The organism is Streptomyces sp. NPDC049687, from assembly GCF_044465285.1.
Classification (GTDB): Bacteria; Actinomycetota; Actinomycetes; order Streptomycetales; family Streptomycetaceae; genus Streptomyces.
In genome coordinates, this window is record NZ_JBITLN010000008.1 from 34084 (window position 1) to 52732 (window position 18649).

At 69.4% G+C, this 18649-nt stretch carries 15 protein-coding genes and 3 pseudogenes; 6 read left to right on the top strand and 12 right to left on the bottom strand.

Translation table 11 applies throughout. The features are described 5' to 3' along the window. Entirely contained in the window at positions 1–366 is a 366-nt protein-coding gene (locus tag ACIBVL_RS24070) for a DUF6479 family protein (RefSeq protein WP_399099588.1), read from the bottom strand. 135 nt (positions 367–501) lie between these two features. Between ACIBVL_RS24070 and ACIBVL_RS24075 the strand changes: the two genes are divergently transcribed. The 3 genes and pseudogenes from ACIBVL_RS24075 to ACIBVL_RS24085 all read left to right on the top strand — a co-directional run. Continuing rightward, on the top strand, positions 502–876 hold the full coding sequence (locus tag ACIBVL_RS24075; protein ID WP_399099590.1) for a four-helix bundle copper-binding protein: 375 nt from the start codon (positions 502–504) through the stop codon (positions 874–876). Between the two features lie 130 nt (positions 877–1006). Next, positions 1007–2185, top strand: coding sequence for an acyl-CoA dehydrogenase family protein (locus ACIBVL_RS24080; protein ID WP_399099592.1), 1179 nt, complete (start codon positions 1007–1009; stop codon positions 2183–2185). Between the two features lie 250 nt (positions 2186–2435). Next, positions 2436–2883 (top strand): annotated as a pseudogene (locus tag ACIBVL_RS24085) (transposase family protein); the annotation flags it as partial. A gap of 110 nt (positions 2884–2993) precedes the next feature. Here ACIBVL_RS24085 and ACIBVL_RS24090 read toward each other — a convergent pair. The 10 genes from ACIBVL_RS24090 to ACIBVL_RS24135 all read right to left on the bottom strand — a co-directional run bounded on the left by ACIBVL_RS24090 (position 2994) and on the right by ACIBVL_RS24135 (position 13797). Further along, a complete protein-coding gene (locus ACIBVL_RS24090) occupies positions 2994–3662 on the bottom strand; it encodes a response regulator (protein WP_399099594.1) in 669 nt (222 codons plus the stop codon). After that, positions 3659–5020, bottom strand: a complete 1362-nt coding sequence (locus ACIBVL_RS24095) for a histidine kinase (protein WP_399099596.1) — start codon at positions 5018–5020, stop codon at positions 3659–3661. Before ACIBVL_RS24095 ends, ACIBVL_RS24090 begins: the two co-directional genes overlap by 4 nt. 25 nt (positions 5021–5045) lie before the next feature. Next, entirely contained in the window at positions 5046–5924 is an 879-nt protein-coding gene (locus tag ACIBVL_RS24100; RefSeq protein WP_399099598.1) for an ABC transporter permease, read from the bottom strand. Then, positions 5924–6853, bottom strand: a complete 930-nt coding sequence (locus ACIBVL_RS24105) for an ABC transporter ATP-binding protein (protein WP_399099600.1) — start codon at positions 6851–6853, stop codon at positions 5924–5926. The genes ACIBVL_RS24100 and ACIBVL_RS24105 overlap by 1 nt, the downstream gene beginning before the upstream one ends. A gap of 61 nt (positions 6854–6914) precedes the next feature. Next, entirely contained in the window at positions 6915–7538 is a 624-nt protein-coding gene (locus ACIBVL_RS24110; protein ID WP_399099602.1) for a TetR/AcrR family transcriptional regulator, read from the bottom strand. Between the two features lie 112 nt (positions 7539–7650). Next, positions 7651–9114 (bottom strand): aldehyde dehydrogenase family protein, encoded by a 1464-nt coding sequence (locus ACIBVL_RS24115; RefSeq protein WP_399099605.1) that lies wholly within the window; start codon positions 9112–9114, stop codon positions 7651–7653. A gap of 700 nt (positions 9115–9814) precedes the next feature. Next, the gene (locus ACIBVL_RS24120; RefSeq protein ID WP_399099607.1) at positions 9815–10603 is read right to left on the bottom strand and encodes an IclR family transcriptional regulator; all 789 of its coding nucleotides are present in this window, start codon (positions 10601–10603) and stop codon (positions 9815–9817) included. 44 nt (positions 10604–10647) lie between these two features. Further along, on the bottom strand, positions 10648–11490 hold the full coding sequence (locus ACIBVL_RS24125; RefSeq protein WP_399099609.1) for a fumarylacetoacetate hydrolase family protein: 843 nt from the start codon (positions 11488–11490) through the stop codon (positions 10648–10650). Further along, positions 11487–13259 carry a bifunctional 3-(3-hydroxy-phenyl)propionate/3-hydroxycinnamic acid hydroxylase gene (locus ACIBVL_RS24130; RefSeq protein WP_399099611.1) on the bottom strand — a complete coding sequence of 591 codons (1773 nt, stop codon included), beginning with the start codon at positions 13257–13259 and terminating at the stop codon, positions 11487–11489. The genes ACIBVL_RS24125 and ACIBVL_RS24130 overlap by 4 nt, the downstream gene beginning before the upstream one ends. A gap of 43 nt (positions 13260–13302) precedes the next feature. Next, positions 13303–13797 (bottom strand): VOC family protein, encoded by a 495-nt coding sequence (locus ACIBVL_RS24135; RefSeq protein WP_361554879.1) that lies wholly within the window; start codon positions 13795–13797, stop codon positions 13303–13305. Positions 13798–14299: 502 nt separating this feature from the next. Here ACIBVL_RS24135 and ACIBVL_RS24140 point away from each other — a divergent pair. The 3 genes and pseudogenes from ACIBVL_RS24140 (at position 14300) to ACIBVL_RS24150 (ending at position 17667) form a co-directional block, all read left to right on the top strand. Continuing rightward, positions 14300–14921 (top strand): annotated as a pseudogene (locus ACIBVL_RS24140) (TetR/AcrR family transcriptional regulator). A 121-nt stretch (positions 14922–15042) separates the two neighbouring features. After that, positions 15043–17241: pseudogene (locus ACIBVL_RS24145) on the top strand (MMPL family transporter); the annotation flags it as partial. A gap of 42 nt (positions 17242–17283) precedes the next feature. Beyond that, positions 17284–17667: a carboxypeptidase-like regulatory domain-containing protein gene (locus ACIBVL_RS24150; protein WP_399100381.1), complete on the top strand. Its 384-nt coding sequence runs from the start codon at positions 17284–17286 to the stop codon at positions 17665–17667. A gap of 539 nt (positions 17668–18206) precedes the next feature. Here the strand turns inward: ACIBVL_RS24150 and ACIBVL_RS24155 are convergent. Further along, positions 18207–18623, bottom strand: a complete 417-nt coding sequence (locus ACIBVL_RS24155; protein WP_399099615.1) for a helix-turn-helix domain-containing protein — start codon at positions 18621–18623, stop codon at positions 18207–18209. Positions 18624–18649: the final 26 nt, after the last annotated feature.

Consider the following 18649-nt stretch of genomic DNA (forward strand, 5'->3'; position numbering starts at 1 on the left):
TCAGTGGGCGCCGAGACCGCCGCCGCCGAACGAGCCGCTGCTGCCCTTGCTCCAGCGCGGCCGGGTCTTGTCCGCGCTCGGCCGGGTCTGCATGTTGGTCAGCTCGTACGGGGTGAGGGGACGCTCGCCCTTGGGGGTCCGGGGTATCTCGTCGGGTTCGCGGTTCTCACGGATCTCGTGCACCGGGCCGTCCGGCGGCAGGTGCGGCTGCTCCTCCGGGCGCGGCCTCGGAGGCTCGCGCAGTTTGACACGCGCGCCCAGCCAGAAGCTGCCCGCCAGCAGCGCCACGACGGCGACCCCGACCACGAACAGCACAAGGCTGAGCAGGCCGCTCGCGGCGGCCAGCTGCTCGCTTGCGGTACTCATATCGGCTGAATACCCCAGGAAGGGGACGTGAACCACGCCGCGGCACCCGTTACTCAGGGTCCCTCAGCCGCCACACAGGGCGCCCTGCCCCGGCGGGCGGGGTTTGGTGCGGCCGGTCGCGGCTACCCGCGAGACGTGACTTCGACGACTTCCCAACAGGAACTCTTCCGGTTCCTGGAGGATCGCTTCGCCTGCGCACAGGCGTGCACCGAGTGTGCGCGTACCTGCGCGCTGCGCGCGAGCCTCGTGGATCCGGACGGCACGGAACAGCAGGAGCTGCTGCGCCGCAAGGGCATCATGTGCGCGGAGGTGTGCGACGCCACCTGCCGGGTGCTCTCCGAGGACAACCGCCTGGACGAGGCCGGCATCCGCGTACAGCTGGAGTGGTGCCGGACGGTCTGTCTGGAGAGCGCGCACGTCTTCGACAGGCATCCGGGCGCGGAGGAGACCGCTCAGGCGTGCCGTGACTGCGCCCGGGCCTGCACCGACTTCATGGCGACACTGAGCTGACAGGCCCTCAGGGTGTCGGGCCGCACGCGGTCGTCCCCGCGCCACTTGCCTCCCCGCCATTCCCAATTTCTGGAACACGTTCTACCGTGTGCGCCGTCAGGACACCGGCCTTGGGGAGCCAGGAGGCGCCGTGCACCTCGACCACACACCCGAGCAGCAGCGGCTGCGCACCGAACTGCGCGCCTACTTCGCCGAGTTGGTGCCGGACAACGCCTACGCCCGGCACGCCGACCCGGTGGCCGCGAAACGCTTCTACCGCGCGACCATCCGCCGGCTCGGCGCGGACGGCTGGCTCGGCGTCGGCTGGCCCAAGGAGTACGGCGGCCGCGGCCTGACCCCGATCGAGCAGTTCATCTTCTTCGACGAGGCCGCGCAGGCCGGCGTACCGCTGCCGCTCATGGCCCTGAACACCGTCGGTCCGACGATCATGCAGTACGGCACCGACGAGCAGAAAGCGTCCTTCCTGCCGAAGATCCTCTCCGGCGAGATCGACTTCGCCATCGGCTACAGCGAGCCCGACGCGGGCACCGACCTGGCCGCCCTGAAGACCCGGGCCGTACGGGACGGGGACGAGTACGTCGTCAACGGGCAGAAGATCTGGACGACCAACGGAGACACCGCCGACTGGGTCTGGCTCGCCGTGCGCACCGACCCCGACGCCCCGCCGCACAAGGGCATCACCATGCTCCTCGTCCCGACCACCGACCCCGGCTACTCCTGCACCGTCATCCGCACCCTCGCCTCGCACGACACCACCGCCAGCTACTACGAGAACGTCCGCGTCCCCGTCTCCCACCGAGTCGGTGCCGAGAACCAGGGCTGGCGGCTCATCACCAACCAGCTCAACCACGAGCGCGTCACCCTCGCCGCCCACGGCACCATGGCCATCCGCGCCCTGCACGACGTCCAGCGCTGGGCCACCGAGACCAAGCTCGCCGACGGGCGCCGCGTCGTGGACCTCCCCTGGGTCCGCCGCCGTCTCGCACAGACCCACGTCAAACTGGACGCCCTCAAGCTCCTCAACTGGCAGATGGTGGGCGCCCTCCAGAACGGCACGCTCACCCCGCAGGACGCCTCGGCCGCCAAGGTCTACGGCTCCGAGGCCCGCCGCGACGCCTACGCCTGGCTCCTGGAGATCGTCGCGGCCCCGGGCGCCCTCCAGGAGGGTTCGGCGGGAGCCGTCCTGCACGGCGAGCTGGAACGCGGCTACCGTTCCGCCGTGATCTTCACCTTCGGCGGTGGCAACAACGAGATCCAGCGGGAGATCATCTCGTGGATCGGTCTGGGGATGCCGCGGGTACGGCGCTAGCAATGTGTGACACAAGGGGTGCCGCCGCACTTGGGCATCCAATCCAACTAACCTCTCCGCTTCGGCGAGGGCGGCACGCTCCAACTCCTGGTCCCTGCCGCAACCATCGGCAACACCCCACGACCCGATGGCTGAACAGGTCTGGGTGCAGAGGAGGCAGACCGATCGTCGCCCCCCTTTTCACGAGTTGGTGCGTGATAGCGGTTGAGGCGTCGTGCCTGGCTGGTGGCACGATCCGACCGTGGCCATCATGGTCAATCGGGCCGTGCCGGCGCATCGGCTGTTCACGGGGATCTCTCGCTGGGATCTCGCGTGCCTGATAGAGGACTTGGCGGCGCCATGGCAGGCCGGCCTTGAAGGTCGCCGTCATGCTGTGCGAGGCGGAATCCGCAAGCGGGCCGAGGGCGCCGGAGCCCCCCCGCCACCAGCTGGTGTTCGTCGACCGGTTGGTGGCCACGTTGATCCATCTGCGGCACGACCTGCCGCACGCGGTGCTCGGCCGGCTGTTCGGCGTCGACCGCTCCACCGTCCCCCGCGCGATCGCCGAGATACGACCGCTCCAGGCCGAGCGGGGACGCGCGGTCCCCGACCGTCCCGGCCTGCGACTTCGGACGATGACGGATGTGTTCGCCTACGCTCGGGCCGAGGGCATCGAGCTGCGCCTATCTTCCAGGGCACGGCGAAGGGGCCCCCATGGATCCCGAGCTTGGGATGGGTGCTGCCGCCGGCCAGCACCTCGTCGAGGGCACCGAGGTCTTCGAGGACTTCGAGGCTGCGGGGCTGGACGCCCTTGGCGCGGGACCTCGGGCTATGGCTTGGCCCTGACCAGCCCGATGTCGTACGCCATGATCACGGCCTGGATGCGGTCGCGGGCCCCGATCTTGGCGAGGACGCGGCCGACGTGCTTCTTGACGGTGGACTCGGTGAGGACGAGCCGTTCGGCGATCTCCGTATTCGTCCAGCCCTGGCCGATGGCGATCAGGACCTCGCGTTCGCGGTCGCTGAGGGTCTGCAGACGGGGATCCTCCAGGGCGGGGGCGCCGACCGGTGCGAGAACCTGGTGGGCGTAGGCGTCCAGGAGACGGCGGGTCAGGCGGGGGGCCACCACGGCGTCGCCCGTCGCGACCGCACGGATACCCGCGACGAGTTCCTCGGGGCGGGCGTCTTTGAGCAGGAATCCGCTGGCGCCGGCCCGCAGGCCCTCGTAGGCGTACTCGTCGAGGTCGAAGGTGGTCACGATGAGGACGCGCGTGCGGCCGCCGGTGGCGATGATGCGGCGAGTGGCCTCGATGCCGTCCGTTCCGGGCATACGGATGTCCATGAGAACGACGTCGGGGCGCAACTCCGCGGCCAGGCGGACGGCCTCCGCACCGTGCTCGGCCTCGCCGACCACGTGCAGGCCCGGGGTGCCCTCAAGGAGCATGCGCACGCCCATGCGCTGCAGGGGCTGGTCGTCGGCGATCAGCACGGTGGTCATCGCAGGAGTTCTCCCGATGCTTCCGGCGCGGGCGTCGCCTCAAGTACGACGTCCACGACCCAGCCGTGGCCGGTGTCGCGCGGTCCGATGATCACGGTGCCGCGGTACATGGCGGCTCGCTGGCGGATGCCGACCAGGCCGTGGCCGGGTGCGAGCTCATGTGCGGCCGGCTTCGGTGGCGGGGGAGACCCGGGGGGCCTGCCGGTGTCGGCGACTCGGATCCGTACCTCTCCCGCCTCTGCGGTGATGTCGACCTCGGCGGTCGTGCCGGTCCCCGCGTGCCTGAGCGTGTTGGTCAGCGACTCCTGCACGATGCGGTACACGGTGAGCTGTACGCCGCTGCCCAGCGAGTCGAGATCGCCCACCGTCCGGTAGGCCGCGCGCAGGCCTGCTGCGCGCACCCGTGCCAGTAGGGGGTCCAGATCCCGGATGCCGGGCTGAGGGCTGAGCGTCCTTTCACCGTCCTGTTCCTCGCGCAGGACTCCCAGGACCCGGCGCAGTTCGCTCATGGCCTGGCGGCCGGTGTCGGCGAGGATGCGCAAGGCGTCGGTGGACTGCTCGTTCCGGTTGGCGGCGAGGGTCGCGGCGCCGTCTGCGAGGCTGACCATGACGGAGAGGTTGTGGCCGACGATGTCGTGCATCTCGCGGGCGACTCGGGAGCGTTCGGCGGCCGCGGTGAGTTGCATGCGTTGGTCCTGCTCGATCTCCAGCCGTCGGGCGCGGTCCTCCAGCGCAGCCAGGTACATCCGTCGGATGCGGAGTGTCAGGCCGACGGCGATGGCCGCCGTGACCGTGCCCAGCAGGAAGAAGCTGCCGACGAATGGATGTTCGGTCGGCGCCAGGACGAAGACGACCAGGATCGCCTCGACGACGGTCAGAGCGGCTGCCCAGCCCAGGGCCCGCAACGAACCGTTCCGGGCCAGGGTGTACAGAGCGATGAGTGCGCCGGCGCTCGCCGGCAGCCAGACGCCCGTCGTCCATTGGGCGAGGGAGACCGCCGCGATCACGAAGTACGTGAGCGCCGGGGCCTTGCGGCGCCACCACAGCGGAACGATGAGAGCGGCGTGGCAGCCGAACAGGGCGCCGAAGGTCAGCTGGTCACGGGTGGTGGTGTCCCCGAAAGGGGCGTTGCCGTCGCCCCGGAGCAGGACCGGCAGGCTGATCAGGGCGACGGCCAGCACCACCGTGGTGTCGAGCAGCCACGGATGCCGGCGGTCCAGCCGCTGTCGGCGACCCTGGTCGCGCAGCAGCCTGCCGAGCAGCGGATGCGCCCAGGCGGCACCGAACCCGAGGGACGGCGTGACCGCTGCCGTCCCCCGGGCGCCGGCCGCGGCGGCTGCCGAACGGTGCGGACTCATGGACACCAGTGCCTCCGTCGCCGGATCAGGCGTCGGACTTGACGAGGCGGTAGGCCGCCCCGGCGAGTGTCAGGGCCACCCAGCCGGCGAAGACCGCGAGGCCCGCTCCTGCTGAGAGGGAGCCCGAGGACTGGTGCAGGGCGTACACGGCCTGGCCCGCGTTGCCGGGGAAGTAGGGGTTGATGCTGTCGTACAGCGAGTCCGGCAGGAGCGAGGCCAGGCCGGGCAGGATGAGCAGGATACCGACCAGGGCTGCGATGGCTCCGGCAGAAGAGCGGATCAGTACGCCCAGGGCCACGCCGAACACGGCGACCAGGCCGAGGTAGACACCGGCACCGGCGAGACTGCGCAGGACACCGTCGTCGCCCAGGGACAGGGCGATCCTCTCGCCGTCCAGCCCCGGGGTGCCCAGCAGGAACGCGGCCAGGGCGCCGATGCTGGTGAGGACCAGGGCGATCGGGCCGATCACGGCGGCCTTCGACCACAGGACGGGCAGTCGGCGCGGTACCGCGGCAAGGGTGGAGCGGATCATGCCGGTGCTGTACTCGCCCGCGGACAGCAGCACCCCGAGTACGCCGACGGCCAGCGAGGCGAACGTGACACCAGTCAGGGCCAGGCTCACCGCGGTGCTGTCGCCGCTGGCCCCTCCCGGCGGCCCGCCGGTCGCCGCGCCCGGACTGTAGGTGTAGGAGGCGATCGCCCCGAAGAGGACCAGCAGGAACACGGCGACACCCAGGGTGATCCAACTGGAGCGCAGTGACCAGAACTTGGCCCACTCCGAGCGCAGCACCCGCAGACCGGTCACCTTGTAGGCAGTAGGGGAGGACGTGGGGGCGTCGGGCGCCGTGGAGAGTCGGTTGTGCCAGCCAGGGCGCCGATTGGGACGGAGTGAGGTGGTGGGCATCAGGCGGCCTCTCGTTCGGTGTCGGCCGGAGCACTCTGGTACTCCACGGCGTCGCGGGTGAGTTCCATGAACGCCGCCTCCAACGAGGCGGACTGCGGGGTGAGTTCGTACAGCGCCACCCCGTGCCGGGCGGCGATCGCTCCGATCTCACGGGCGTCGCGACCCAGCACCAGCAGCTCCTCGGCGGAGGAGGAGGTGATCGTGACATCCGGGCCGGACAGCAGCGAGCGCAGCTTCGCGGTCTCGGCGGTGGCGACCTTCACACCGCCGCCGCTCGCCTCCCGGGTGAAGTCGTCGACGGTGGTGTCGGCGAGCAGCCGACCGCGTCCGATGATGACCAGGTGGTCGGCGATCAGCGCGGTCTCGCTCATCAGGTGCGAAGAGAGCATCACGGCCCGGCCTTCGTCGGCCAGCGAGCGCAGCAGGTTGCGCACCCACAGCACGCCTTCCGGGTCGAGGCCGTTGACCGGTTCGTCGAGCATGACGATCGCGGGGTCGCCGAGCAGGGCGGCCGCGATGCCGAGCCGCTGGCCCATGCCGAGCGAGAAGGCCCCCACCCGCTTGCCGGCCACGCTGGTCAGGCCGGCCAGCTCGATGACCTCGTCCACCCGGCTGCGCGGAATGCCGTGGGTGTACGCGAGCGCCATCAGGTGGTTGAACGCACTGCGACCGGGGTGGACGGACTTGGCCTCCAGCAGGGTGCCGATCTCGTGCAGCGGTGCGGACTGCATGGCGTAGGGTCGGCCGCCCACGGTGACCGAGCCTTTGGTGGGGGAGTCCAGGCCGACGATCATGCGCATGGTCGTGGACTTGCCCGCGCCGTTGGGCCCCAGGAAGCCGGTCACCTCTCCGGGCTTGACGGTGAAGCTCAGGTTGTCGACGACCGTCTTGTCGCCGTACCGCTTCGTCAGCTCACGTACCTCGATCATGGGGTGGGCCCTTCCTGTCGCGAACTCGGCCGCGGACGCGCCGCGGTGTCTGCGTTCGACGCTACGAGGGCGGCAGGTTCACACCCTGGGACCACGGGGGTATCTTCGGCGTCCGAGTGGTACCCGAGTACCACTGGGCACCACCCGCGCCGAGAGTCTCCGCGCGCCGCTCCCGTGGGAGCTGCCCGACTCCCTGTTGGACGACTTGCAATCTCACCTTCGAGGCGGCCTCCTCGCTGTCGAGGTCGGGACGGGCAATCCTCAACTCGACCAGGGACAGCAGAACTCCTCCCATGGCGGACAGCGCAGCGACGGGGTCGGCGTCGGCGAAGCGGCCGGTGGTGATGCCGCGTTGCAGGTCGCGCAGGGCGCGAGGAGCAACGCCGCGCTCCGAGTGAATGTGCCGCAGGCCGCGGTGGCGGAGGATCTGCACCAGCTCCGGGTGCGAGTCGCCCATGCGGGCCGTGAGTCGGAAGCCCGCAGCCACCGGTTCGGCCGGGTCGTCGACAACTTCCTGCAGATGATCGTATCCGAAGCCGACGTCGGCCCGGTCGGCGATGGACTGGATGCTCGCTCTGCCGCCACCGTGCTCGGCAAGGAGCTCGCGGGCTGCGCGGATCAGAGCTTGGCGGGTCTCGGCACGGCGCCGTTCGAAGCGGTTGCGGGGTGGAGCGGCTGTCGACATGGGGTGAGGGTAGCAACATTCACCAGTTCTGATACTTGCATCATTTGAGTCGGTCGGCGGGAGCGGGAGCGGGGGTGGCCCTGGCCGGGCCGCCTTGTCTGGGAGGCCATGGTCAGAACGGGTAGAAGGGGATCTCCTGGCGGACGGTGACCCACTGCTGCTCGGTGAATGCCTCGAGGTTGGCGGCAGCGCCTCCGTGGCGGGAGCCGTTGCCGGAGTCGCCGACGCCGCCGAACGGGATGGTCGACTCGTCGTTCACTGTCTGGTCGTTGATGTGTACAAGGCCGGTCGGGATGCGGTCGGCCAGCGCCAGGCCCTTGGCCACATCGCGGGTCAGGATGCCGAGAGAGAGCCCGTACTCGCTGTCGGAGGCCAGCCGGGCGGCCTCGTCGAGATCCTGGAAGGTCACTACGGGCGCGACAGGGCCGAAGATCTCCTCCGTGTAGGCGCGGGCGGTGAGCGGGACGTCGGCCAGGACGGTGGGCCGGTAGAACAGGCCTTCATGGGTACCACCGGCAGCGAGCCGTGCTCCCGCGGTGACACTGTCGCAGACCACGGCATGGGCGGCCCGCAGCTGTCCCTCGTCGATCATGGGGCCCATGAGGACCGTGCCGGTCATCGGATCACCCACGGGTGTGGCGTCGGCGTGCTCGGCGAGGCGGGCTGTGTACTCCTCGGCGATCGAGGAGTGCACGAGATGACGGCTGGCGGCCATGCAGACCTGCCCGGCGTTGAAGAAGGAGCCGAAAGCGCCCGCGGACACGGCCTTGTCGAGGTCGGCGTCGTCCAGGACGACCAGCGCCGAGTTGCCGCCCAGCTCCAGGTGGACCCGCTTGAGCCGCCGCGCGGCTGCCGCCGCGATGGCCTTCCCCGCCCGGGTGGACCCGGTGAAGGCGATGACGGGCACGCCCGGGTGGTCCACCAGCGCCGCGCCGACGGCGGCGCCACCGGGCAGGACGTGCAGGACGCCCTCGGGAAGCCCTGCCTTCTCGAAGACCCGCGCGATGGTGACACCGCCGCAGATCGCGGTGCGCGGATCGGGCTTGAGGACGACCGCGTTGCCCAGGGCCAGCGCCGGGGCCACCGCACGCATGGCCAGCAACATCGGCGCGTTGAACGGGGAGATGACACCGACCACGCCCACCGGGCGCCGCCGCGAGAACGACAGACGGTCCTGGGCTGACCGGAGCACTTCACCAAAGGGAGCCGCAGCGAGTGCGGCGGCCTCGTAGCACTCCTCGGCCCCACCATCAGTCGCCTGGGTGTCCGCGAACAGCCGCGGGGCGCCCGACTCGCGCACGATCCACTCCGCTGTCTCCGCCTGGTGCCGCTCGAACAGGGCTGCGGCGCGCCGCAGCACCTGCGCACGCTCCAGGTACGGCACCGCCGCCCATGCGCGCTGGGCCTGCTGCGCGTGCGCCACGGCCCGGTCCAGATCGGCGGGAGAGGCTGCGCCGACGCGGCCCAGCGTCTTCCCGGTCGCCGGCTCGGTGGAGTCGTACGGCTCAGCCAAGCCCTTGACCCATCCGCCCGAGAAGATCCGCTCCTGCCAGTCGGCTGCATCGAGAAGGGTCATGGTGTTCCGTTCTGCGTAGGTGACATAGGAAGGCGCACCGTCCGCGCCGCCCTCGGTCCCGGAGGCATCGCGCCAGGTGGCGCTGGTCACTCGGTCGGAACCCGGCCTCGGCCCGCTCGGGGATATTGGAATGTCCCGTTGGGCAGGACTAACATCTTGATTAACAGGACATTACTGTTGAATGTCAAGCGGTATGTCGAAGGTGGCGGCGACGGGTCGTCGTGCCGGCATGCCCAGGGTGCTGCAGTGTCGGCTCTGGAGGAGCGCCGGAACGCGGCAAGCTTGCAGCAAGCACGGTATTTGCATGAAATGTTGCGAATTGCGCGATGATGAAGGTGAGTCAGGCCAGCCTCATCCGCTGATCCAAAGATCGAGGGGGGACGGCCCTGGGATGCCAATGGGCAACGACGCATTGGACCCACGCTTCGGGCTCCCCCTGCTTCGTGGCACTCAACTGCCACATCCGCGTGGTCCAGTGGATCGAGGCGTCCGACGGCTTCGCCCCGACTCACTTCTTCAACGCCTACCAGGGACGGCAGGGTGCCCGGCGCCATGGGCGGGACACTTCCTTCAGCGAAGGTAGGAGGCCGCCACGCCTGGGGAGGAGTGCATCGCCGACGATGGAAAGACCCCCGTGGTTCCCTCGCTCGAGCCCGAACCGCCACAGCGTCCGTACGCTGCGTTCGGCACCGCCCGGGTGTCAGCCCCCGACGGCTGTCAGTCGCTCGCTGATCTCCCGTGCCGTCTCCTGAACCTTCCGGGCCAGCTCCGCCTCCGCCTCGGGGAACACACGAGAGGCCAAGGCCGCGATGCTCACCGCTGCCACCACCCGCTGCTGCTCGTCGCGGACGGGAGCGGCGACACCCATCACGTCGGCGTCGAGTTCGCCACGAGTGACCGAGTAGCCGGCGCGCCGGATGTGGGCCAGTCGCTGCATGAGAGTGTCGACGTCCGTGAGGGTAGCGGGAGTGAAACGGCGCAGGTCTGCTGATTCAAGAAGCCCTCGGGCTTCCTCGTCGGGGATCCAGGCCAGCAGGACGAGTGCCGCCGCACCCGCGTTGAGGGGGAGAGTACTGCCCCTCTCGTAGGAGATGCGCACGGCGCCCGTCCCCGTTTCGGCCCGATCGACGCACACGACCAGCTCTCCGGTCCGCCTGGTGAGCAGGACCGTCTCGCGCACGTCCTCGGCGAGCGTCGTCATCGCCGGGAGGGCGACTTCGGACAGGCCGTAGCTGCGGCGTGCCAGCCGTGCGATCTCCATGACGCGCAGCCCCAGCCGGAAACCTCCACCCGGCGCCTCTTCCAGGAAGCGGCTGCTCACGAGGCTCTGGAGGTACCGGTACGCGGTCGAGCGCGCCACGCCGAGTCGCTCGGCCACAGCGGTGCCGGAGACGACGAGGTGGGTGTCGGTGAACATGAGGAGGATGTCCAGGGCCCGGTCGGCCGTGGAGTTGCGCTCGCGATAGCTGGTGGACGCTGTTCCTGACATGCGAGACATGGTAACTCGTATCGGGGTGTCATGGGCACCAGGCGTCACAATCGGTCCTTGACCACTGTATTGCGCAGTTCGCCGATCCCCTCGACGACCGTGACGAGTTCCTGCCCCGGCCGGAGAAAGACCTTGGGGTCGCGGCCGGCACCCACGCCTCCCGGGGTACCCGTGGCGATCAGGTCGCCCGGCAGCAGCGTGATGATGGTGCTGACGTACGCGATGATCGTGGCGACGTCGAAGAGCAGGTCCGCCGTGTTGGACTTCTGCATCGTGGTGCCGTCCACGAGGCAGCTGATCGTCAGCCCGGACGCACCGCGCGGCAGTTCGTCCGGTGTGACGAGCGAGGGTCCCACAGGGGTGGTGGCCTCGAAGGTCTTGCCGGACAGGAACTCACGGGTGCGATGCTGCCAGTCCCGGACGGTGACGTCGTTGAGGACGGTGTAGCCCGCGACTTGCGCCAGCGCCTGGTCCGGCGACACGTGACGTGCGCGGTGTCCGATCACCACACCGAGCTCAGCCTCCCAGTCCAGGTCATCGCTCACCGGCGGAATGTGCACGTCGTCGTAGGGTCCGACGAGGGAGCCGTCGTACTTGGCGAACAGTGTCGGATGGGCTGGGGTGGCGCGGCCCATCTCCTTGATGTGTGTGGCGTAGTTGAGGCCCAGACACACGATCTTGTTCGGGTGAGGGACGACGGGAGCGAGGGACGCGGTCGACAGGGGGATGCGGTCGCCGTCCTCGGCGGCCACGCGTTCAGGCCAGTCGTCGCCGCTCGACAGCAGTTCGCCGACGTCGGAGTAGGGCAGCAGAACGAGCTCGTCCCCTTCCTGGCGGGCAGCGGTTGTGCCGCGCTCGTCGTACAGCCGGACGGTGCTGAGCCTCATCGGGGCCCTCCTTGGGTCTTGGAAGCGCTCTTGGTGACGGGGCGCGCGGTCGGTGCGGGCCGCGGTAGGACGGCCTCGTGATCGATCTGCGCCGGGCCGCCTGACGCGGGAACGGGGACATCGCGCCCTGGACCGGGCGCGAAGCGACGCAGGCTGTGCGAGACACGCACTGCTTGGTCGGGTGGGAACACGGCCGCGATCAGCCGGTCGGGGCGCACCAGCATGAAGTGTCCCTTGAGCCCGCCGAACAGGGCCTGGAGTCGGCCGTCGGCGTCGGCTACGGCGGTGCGCCCCGGGCGGTCGCGAGGGTAGCGGTCGCCGAGGACGACGGATACCCGCTTGCCTGCGGGCAGACCGGCGTGTGCGGCGGTGTTCCAGTCGGCGTCGGTGACGCCCACGCCCAGCAGGCTCCAGCCACGGCCGAGCACATTGTCGAGCCGGGTGACCTGAAGGCGCGGACCGTGCAGGACGCGTGGCTGCGGAAGGGCTGTGCCCACCGGTGACCTGTTCTTGCCGGCGAAGGGGACGACGGCGCCCGAACGAACGCGGGTGTTCGGCCGGTAGCGCATCTCGGTGAGGTACCGGCGCCCCTGCGGGGTGTGCATGGCGCTACGCACCAGCAGATCGCGCAGCCGCGCCCGGCTGCGGCTGGTCGTCATGACGATGCGGCCGAGCCGGACCGAGAGGTCGATGACGGCCTGGGCGTGTGGGCGGCGTTCGGTGTCGTAGGTGTCGAGCAGGGTGTCTCCCGCCCGTCCGGCCAGGACGTCGGCGAGCTTCCAGCAGAGGTTGGCCGCGTCTCGCACGCCGGAGTTGAGTCCCTGGCCCGCGAAAGGCGGCATCATGTGGGCGGCGTCGCCCAGAAGAAAGCAGCGTCCGTCGCGCAGGCGGTCGGCCAGCAGGGCGTGGAACGTGTACGACACGGCGCGCTCGACCTGGTCCGGGGTGATCTCGCGGTACGGCCGCAACAGATCGCGTACCAGTTCGAACGGTGGGGGATCGCCGGGCAGGCTCTCCCCGGGGTGCAGCAGGAACTCGTAGCGGCACCGACCGTCGCGGCCCGGCACGACGACCGTGGGGCGGCCGGGGTCCCCCAGGTGCATGCCGTAGCGCTGGTCGTGGGGATCTCCCACTGTGTCGGCGACCAGCCACACGTCGGGAAAGCTGCGCCCCCGCATGGGGATGGACAGCAGTTCCCGGACGGTGCTGCGTCCGCCGTCGCATCCGAGGACGTACGAGACGTCGAAGTGCTCGACCGGTCCCGTGCCATCGCTCGGTCCGACTCCGACCCGTACCCGGTCGGAGTGCTGTTCCAGCGAGAACAGCCGCGTGCGGAAACGGGTTTCGACGTCGGGGCGGTCGCGCAATTCCTCGACCAGCACCCGCTCCAGGTCGGGTTGGGCGAAGGGGTTCTTGAACGGGTGCCCGAACCGCTGGTCGCCGAGGCCGCGGGCGTGCACGAGGGGTCGGTTGCCCACGCCGAAGTACTTCGTTCCCGTGCCGGGCACGATGATCGGGTAGACCGCCCCGTCGATGCCGGCCGATTGCAGCGTGCGCAGCGACTCGTCGTCCAGACTGATCGCCTTGGCGTCGTTGCTCGTTGTCGGATTGCGCTCGACGAGCAGGACGCGTATGCCGAACGAACCGAGCAAATGGGCGGCCGTGAGCCCCGTCGGACCGGCGCCGACCACGAGTACGTCGGCTTGCACCAAGGTGGCCGAAGCGAATCTTCGCTGCGGTTCCGGGTGCGGTGTCTGGGGACTGCTCATGGGCGGGGCTCCATCGATCGGCTGCGTGTGAGGGTGCGGTGGGCTACTGGACCGGCTGGTACGCCGGGCCGCCCTCGGTCAGCAGCCGCTCCACGTCGGCCATCACGTCGGCGGGCTCCTGGTCGAGGTCGAGGGTCTTGCGGAACGGCTGCCGCACGTCCCGCTCCACCCGCAGATACACCTCGTTGCGGTTGCCCTCGGGGTCGAAGAAGTAGATACCGATCGCGTTGCCGTGGGTGACTTCCTGCTGCACCTCGATGCCCTCGGCGCGGAACCGGTGGTGGAACTCGATGACCGACTCCAGGGAGTCCACCCGCCACGACACCTGATGCGTGAGCTTGGCGCCGTCGTGGGCGGTCCGCCCGCGCTGCAGGACGAACTCGTGGTGCTCCTGCTCAGGGCAGGAGGAGAGGAAGACGATGCCCAGCTCCTCGTCCTCGTCGGTCACGGTCAGGCCAAGGACCCGCGTGTAGAAGTCGCGCATCGCGTCGAGGTCGTGAACCCAGAAACCGGTGTGGCCGAGACCAGTGATCGCCATTGCGTGTCTCTTCTTTCAGGATGGTAGTTTTGTTTTACAGGACAATAGGTGGACGTCGGGCGAGACGTCAACTGTTGACTTTGGGGGATGCCTTGGCGCGTGGCTCTGATGCCATGTAGGGGTCCGTACTCGCCGAGCGCGCGCCTCGGGGTGACGCACTACGCCTCGAAGGCGTGGTGCGCCCGGCCGCGCGCCCTCGCCCCGCGTGGGTGGTGCGATCGTCGGTTCCGGCTGCACTCGTTCGCTGCTCCGGGCATCGAAGGGGCTTCGGCGACCCGACGCCCGTCCATCCCCTTCGCAATCGAGTGCGCCGCAGTTCTGCCGGCCCGGCGGCGCGCGCCGTGAGGAGATCGGCCCGGCGCGATTGGGAGAGGTGCCATGGCTCGCGCAAACCCCGGACAGGCGATGTGGCGTACGAAACGGTTCCGTTTTCATTCTGGTTGGGGTAAGGTCATGGCCGTGCGGTGATACGTACGAAACCGTTTCGTTCATACGGTGTGGGCTGGTCGAGGTCGCAGCGTCGCGTCGCGGTCGGATCACACCCAAACGCAAGACCGAGCTGTACGCGGCTGTGCGCGATCTGCTTCGTGAAGTCGGCTATGGCTCGCCTGACCATGGACGCCGTGGCCGCGCGCACCCGCTGCAGCAAGGCGACGCTCTACCGCCAGTGGGGCGTCGAGGCCGAGCTGGTCGTCAAGGCGATGCGTCACGACAAGCCCGTCAGCGTCAGGGACGTCGACACCGGGTCGCTGCGGTGAGACTTCCTGGCTGCGCCGTCCATCGAGGACGACTCCGCCATGGAACGGAACTCCGCACTGATGCGCGGCCTGGCCATGGGGATACACCACAGTCCTGACCTCGGGCGGGCGTTCCGGGAAGTGCTCATCGAACCGGAACAGGCCGAATTCAACCGGGTGTTGCAGCGTGCCGTCGACCGAGGCGAGATCCGTGCGGACAACCCCGCGTCGGATCATGTGCCGCACATGCTCAGCGGCGGCTACTTCGCCCGCGCTCTGATCGACGATCGCCCGCCGACGCGGGCGTTCCTGGCTGAGTATGCCGACGCCGTGCTTTTTCCCCGCCCAGGCGTCGGTCTCTCCCCTTCTTCGAGTCCCCAGCAGTAAGCCGCTCTCCAGCCGTATCTGGCACAACCTCCCCTTTGCCTCCGGGGCATGGGAGGGTCCCCATCGTCGTCGGGCCTGCCCTCTGCCCTGAACCATCCACGACTGACCGGGAGCACGTCCCGTGGCTACCTTCCTTTACAAACTCGGCCGATTCGCCTTCCGGCGACGGCACTACATCGCCCTGTTCTGGGCCGCCCTGCTGGCCGCCGCCTGTGTCGCGGCCTTCAACGCGCCCGCCGCAGGCTCATCGTCCTACACGATCCCCGGCATCGAGTCCCAGAAGGCCTACGACCTGCTGGCGCAGCGTTCGCCCGGTTCGAGCGCCGACGGAGGGAGCGCCAACGTCGTCTTCAAGGCTCCTGCGGGCGAGAAGATGACGGACACCGAAAACAAGGCACTCGTCGAGCAGACAGTCAAGGACCTCGGCACGGGTCCCGAGGTCGACTCCGTCACCGACCCGTTCACGCAGCACAACGCGGTGAGCAAGGACGGGACGATCGCCTATGCGCAGGTGAAGTACACCGCCCCGGCCAAGGAGTTGAAGGATTCCACCAAGGACTTCCTGGAGGAGACGGTGGAGGAGTCCCGGCACTCCGGGGTGTCCGTCGAGATCGGCGGTGACGTGCTCGACGAGTCGCCGGAGTCGGGCATCGGAGAGGTCATCGGTGTCGCCGTCGCCGCGGTCGTTCTCGTCGTCACGCTGGGCTCGCTCGTCGCGGCCGGGCTGCCGCTGCTGACCGCCCTCATCGGGGTGGGTATCGGCGTCGCGGGCATCACGGCCCTTGCCGACGCGCTCGATCTCGGGGACACGACCTCCATCCTGGCCATGATGATCGGCCTCGCCGTCGGTATCGACTACGCCCTGTTCATCCTCTCCCGCTACCGGAGTGAACTGGCCGAGGGCCGCGAACGCGAGGACGCGGTCGGACGTGCCACGGGCACGGCGGGCTCGGCAGTGGTCTTCGCCGGCCTGACGGTCGTGATCGCACTCGTCGGCCTCTCGATCGTCGATGTCCCGGTGCTGACCAAGATGGGCATAGCGGCGGCGTGCACGGTCGTGCTCGCGGTGCTGATCGCCCTCACGATGATCCCCGCGATGATCGGCTACGTGGGCCGGAAGATCCAGCCGACAGGCACGAAGGGCAAGCGGTCCGGTGGCAGGAAGGCGCAGGAGAACACCGAGGGCAAGCCCAACATGGGCACCCGCTGGGGAAGCTTCGTCGTCCGCCGTCCCGTCGCCGTCCTGGTGCTGGGCGTGGCCGCCCTGGGGGCCATGGCCGTCCCGGTGACCCAGCTGCAACTCGGGCTGGGCGACGACAGCACGAAGCCGGAGTCCACGACGCAGCGAAAGGCCTACGACCTCCTCTCGGAAGGCTTCGGCCCCGGCTTCAACGGCCCGCTGATGATCGTCGTCGACACGAAGGACAGCAGTGACCCTAAGGCGGCCGCCACCACGGTGACCGACGAGATCAAGGGCCTGAAGGACGTCGCGACGGTCAGCCCCGCGGTGTTCAACGAGGCCGGCGACACGGCGACGATCACCGTCATCCCGGACTCCAAGCCGTCTTCGACGCAGACCGAGGACCTGGTGCACACCATCCGTGACAAGGCCGACGGCATCAAGGCCGACACGGACGCCCGGGTGCTGGTCACCGGCACGACTGCGATGAACATCGACTTCTCGCAGAAACTGACCAACGCGCTGATCCCCTACCTGGCGCTGGTGGTCGGCCTCGCCTTCCTGCTCCTGATGGTGGTCTTCCGCTCGATCCTCGTCCCGCTGAAGGCGGCCCTCGGTTTCCTGCTGTCGGTGCTGGCGGCGCTGGGCGCCGTGGTCGCGGTCTTCCAGTGGGGCTGGCTGGCCGGTCTGCTCGGTGTCGAGGAAACCGGCCCGATCATGTCGATGGTGCCGATCTTCATGATCGGCGTGGTCTTCGGCCTGGCGATGGACTACGAGGTGTTCCTCGTGACCCGGATGCGCGAGGCATACGTCCACGGCGAGGAGCCCAAGCAGGCGGTGGTGACCGGCTTCAGGCACAGCGCACGCGTGGTCACGGCCGCCGCGGTCATCATGATGTGCGTCTTCGCCGGCTTCATCAGCTCCAGCGAGTCCATGATCAAAATGATGGGCGTCGGGCTGGCGTCCGCGGTCTTCTTCGACGCGTTCATCGTCCGCATGGCCATCGTCCCGGCCGTCCTCGCACTGCTCGGGAAGAGCGCCTGGTGGCTCCCCAAGTGGCTGGACCGCGCCCTGCCCCATGTGGACGTCGAGGGCGAGCGCCTACGCACACAGGACCAGCACCAGAGCGAGAACACCCAGGCTCCGTCCGACGAGCCGCAGCCGGAGCGGCAGCCGGTGCTGGTGGGCGCCGGTGTCCTGCGGAAGCCGACGGAGGCCGAGCCGCAGGCCGCGTACGCCTCCACCGGGAGCGCTGACCAGGTTCCCGCGACGGGCGGGCCGTCCATCGCGGGCCACGTGCGCGACGCGGAGGGCACGGGCGTCGACGGCGCCACGCTGACACTGATCTCCCCGACCGGGCGTCAGCTTGGCCGGACCGTCGCCGGGTCCGACGGCCTGTACTCGATGCCGACGCCGGGCTCCGGCTCGTACCTCCTGACTGCGGCTGCCGACGGGCACCGACCGCAGTCCGCCACCGTGGTGGTGGGCGAGGAGCCGCTGGCGTACGACGTGCTGCTCGATGGGCCTGGCGGGCCGACCGACGGGGGCCTGTCGAGGGCGAGTTGATTGTTGTCACCGATGCGCGCGGAGAGGTGCTGACGACGGTCAGGTCCGTTCCCCAGGGTGCCTTCTCCGCGGTGAACTGCCCTCGGTGACCCCACAGTGGCCGGCAGTGCGGTGGGCCGCCGGCCCACCGCACGCCACCGGGTCGGACGGCGCGTACTCCTTCGTCGACACGGGAACTTGCTGGTCGTCAAAAAGGCTGACAGCCGTGATCGGCAGGGTCCACCGCTTACGAGCCGTTCTCACGGGAGGTGGCGCGGGGTGGCGGCGGTGTTCTCGTGCACCGGTGCTCGTATGGCGGTCGTATTGTTCGGTCGTACCCCCACATCGGCGAAGCCGTGCACGAAGACGCGTAGAGGAAGTGGCAGGCTGGTCGGCCTGCCCCGTTCGGCTGAGGCGGACCAACCAGCCAGGTGGCCGACGAGATGCCTCCGGCGCGGGTGGCGGTCTTGCCGCCCTTCCCATACCTCCTGCGGTACGGGTGACGCTTCGGCGACCTCGTCCGTGTTTGTGCGGGCGAGGGCGGTAGGCGCTGCTCGCAGTCATGGGGGAGGCGGTGCGTCGTATGCGTCAGGACCGCGAGTTCGACGGTTTCCTCGAGGGCCTGGGCAAGGTGCTCCATCGCCGGCCTGAGCAAGGCGCGGATCTCCGGGCGGCCGGCCTCGGCCAATCGCACCAGTTCGGGACCGATGCGGACGCGACCTGTAGCAGAGGCGGCAACCAGCATGCCCTCGACCTCCAAGGCGGAGACCAGCCGGTGAATCGTCGAGCGAGGGAGCGCGTTCAGCGAGCTGGGAGAGGCTGAGCCCCTCCCGCTCGCCGGCGAGGGCGCGGAGCACCGCGACGGCCCGCCCGATGCTCTTGATTCCGGCGTCGCCACCGTCCTGGGAGGCGGTTTCCGCCCAGTCCGCCGCACTTGTCCTGTAAAAGCGTTGCTTTAGTCCCGCAATGTAGGACATTGCTCATCGGTCTTGGGGTGGCGGAA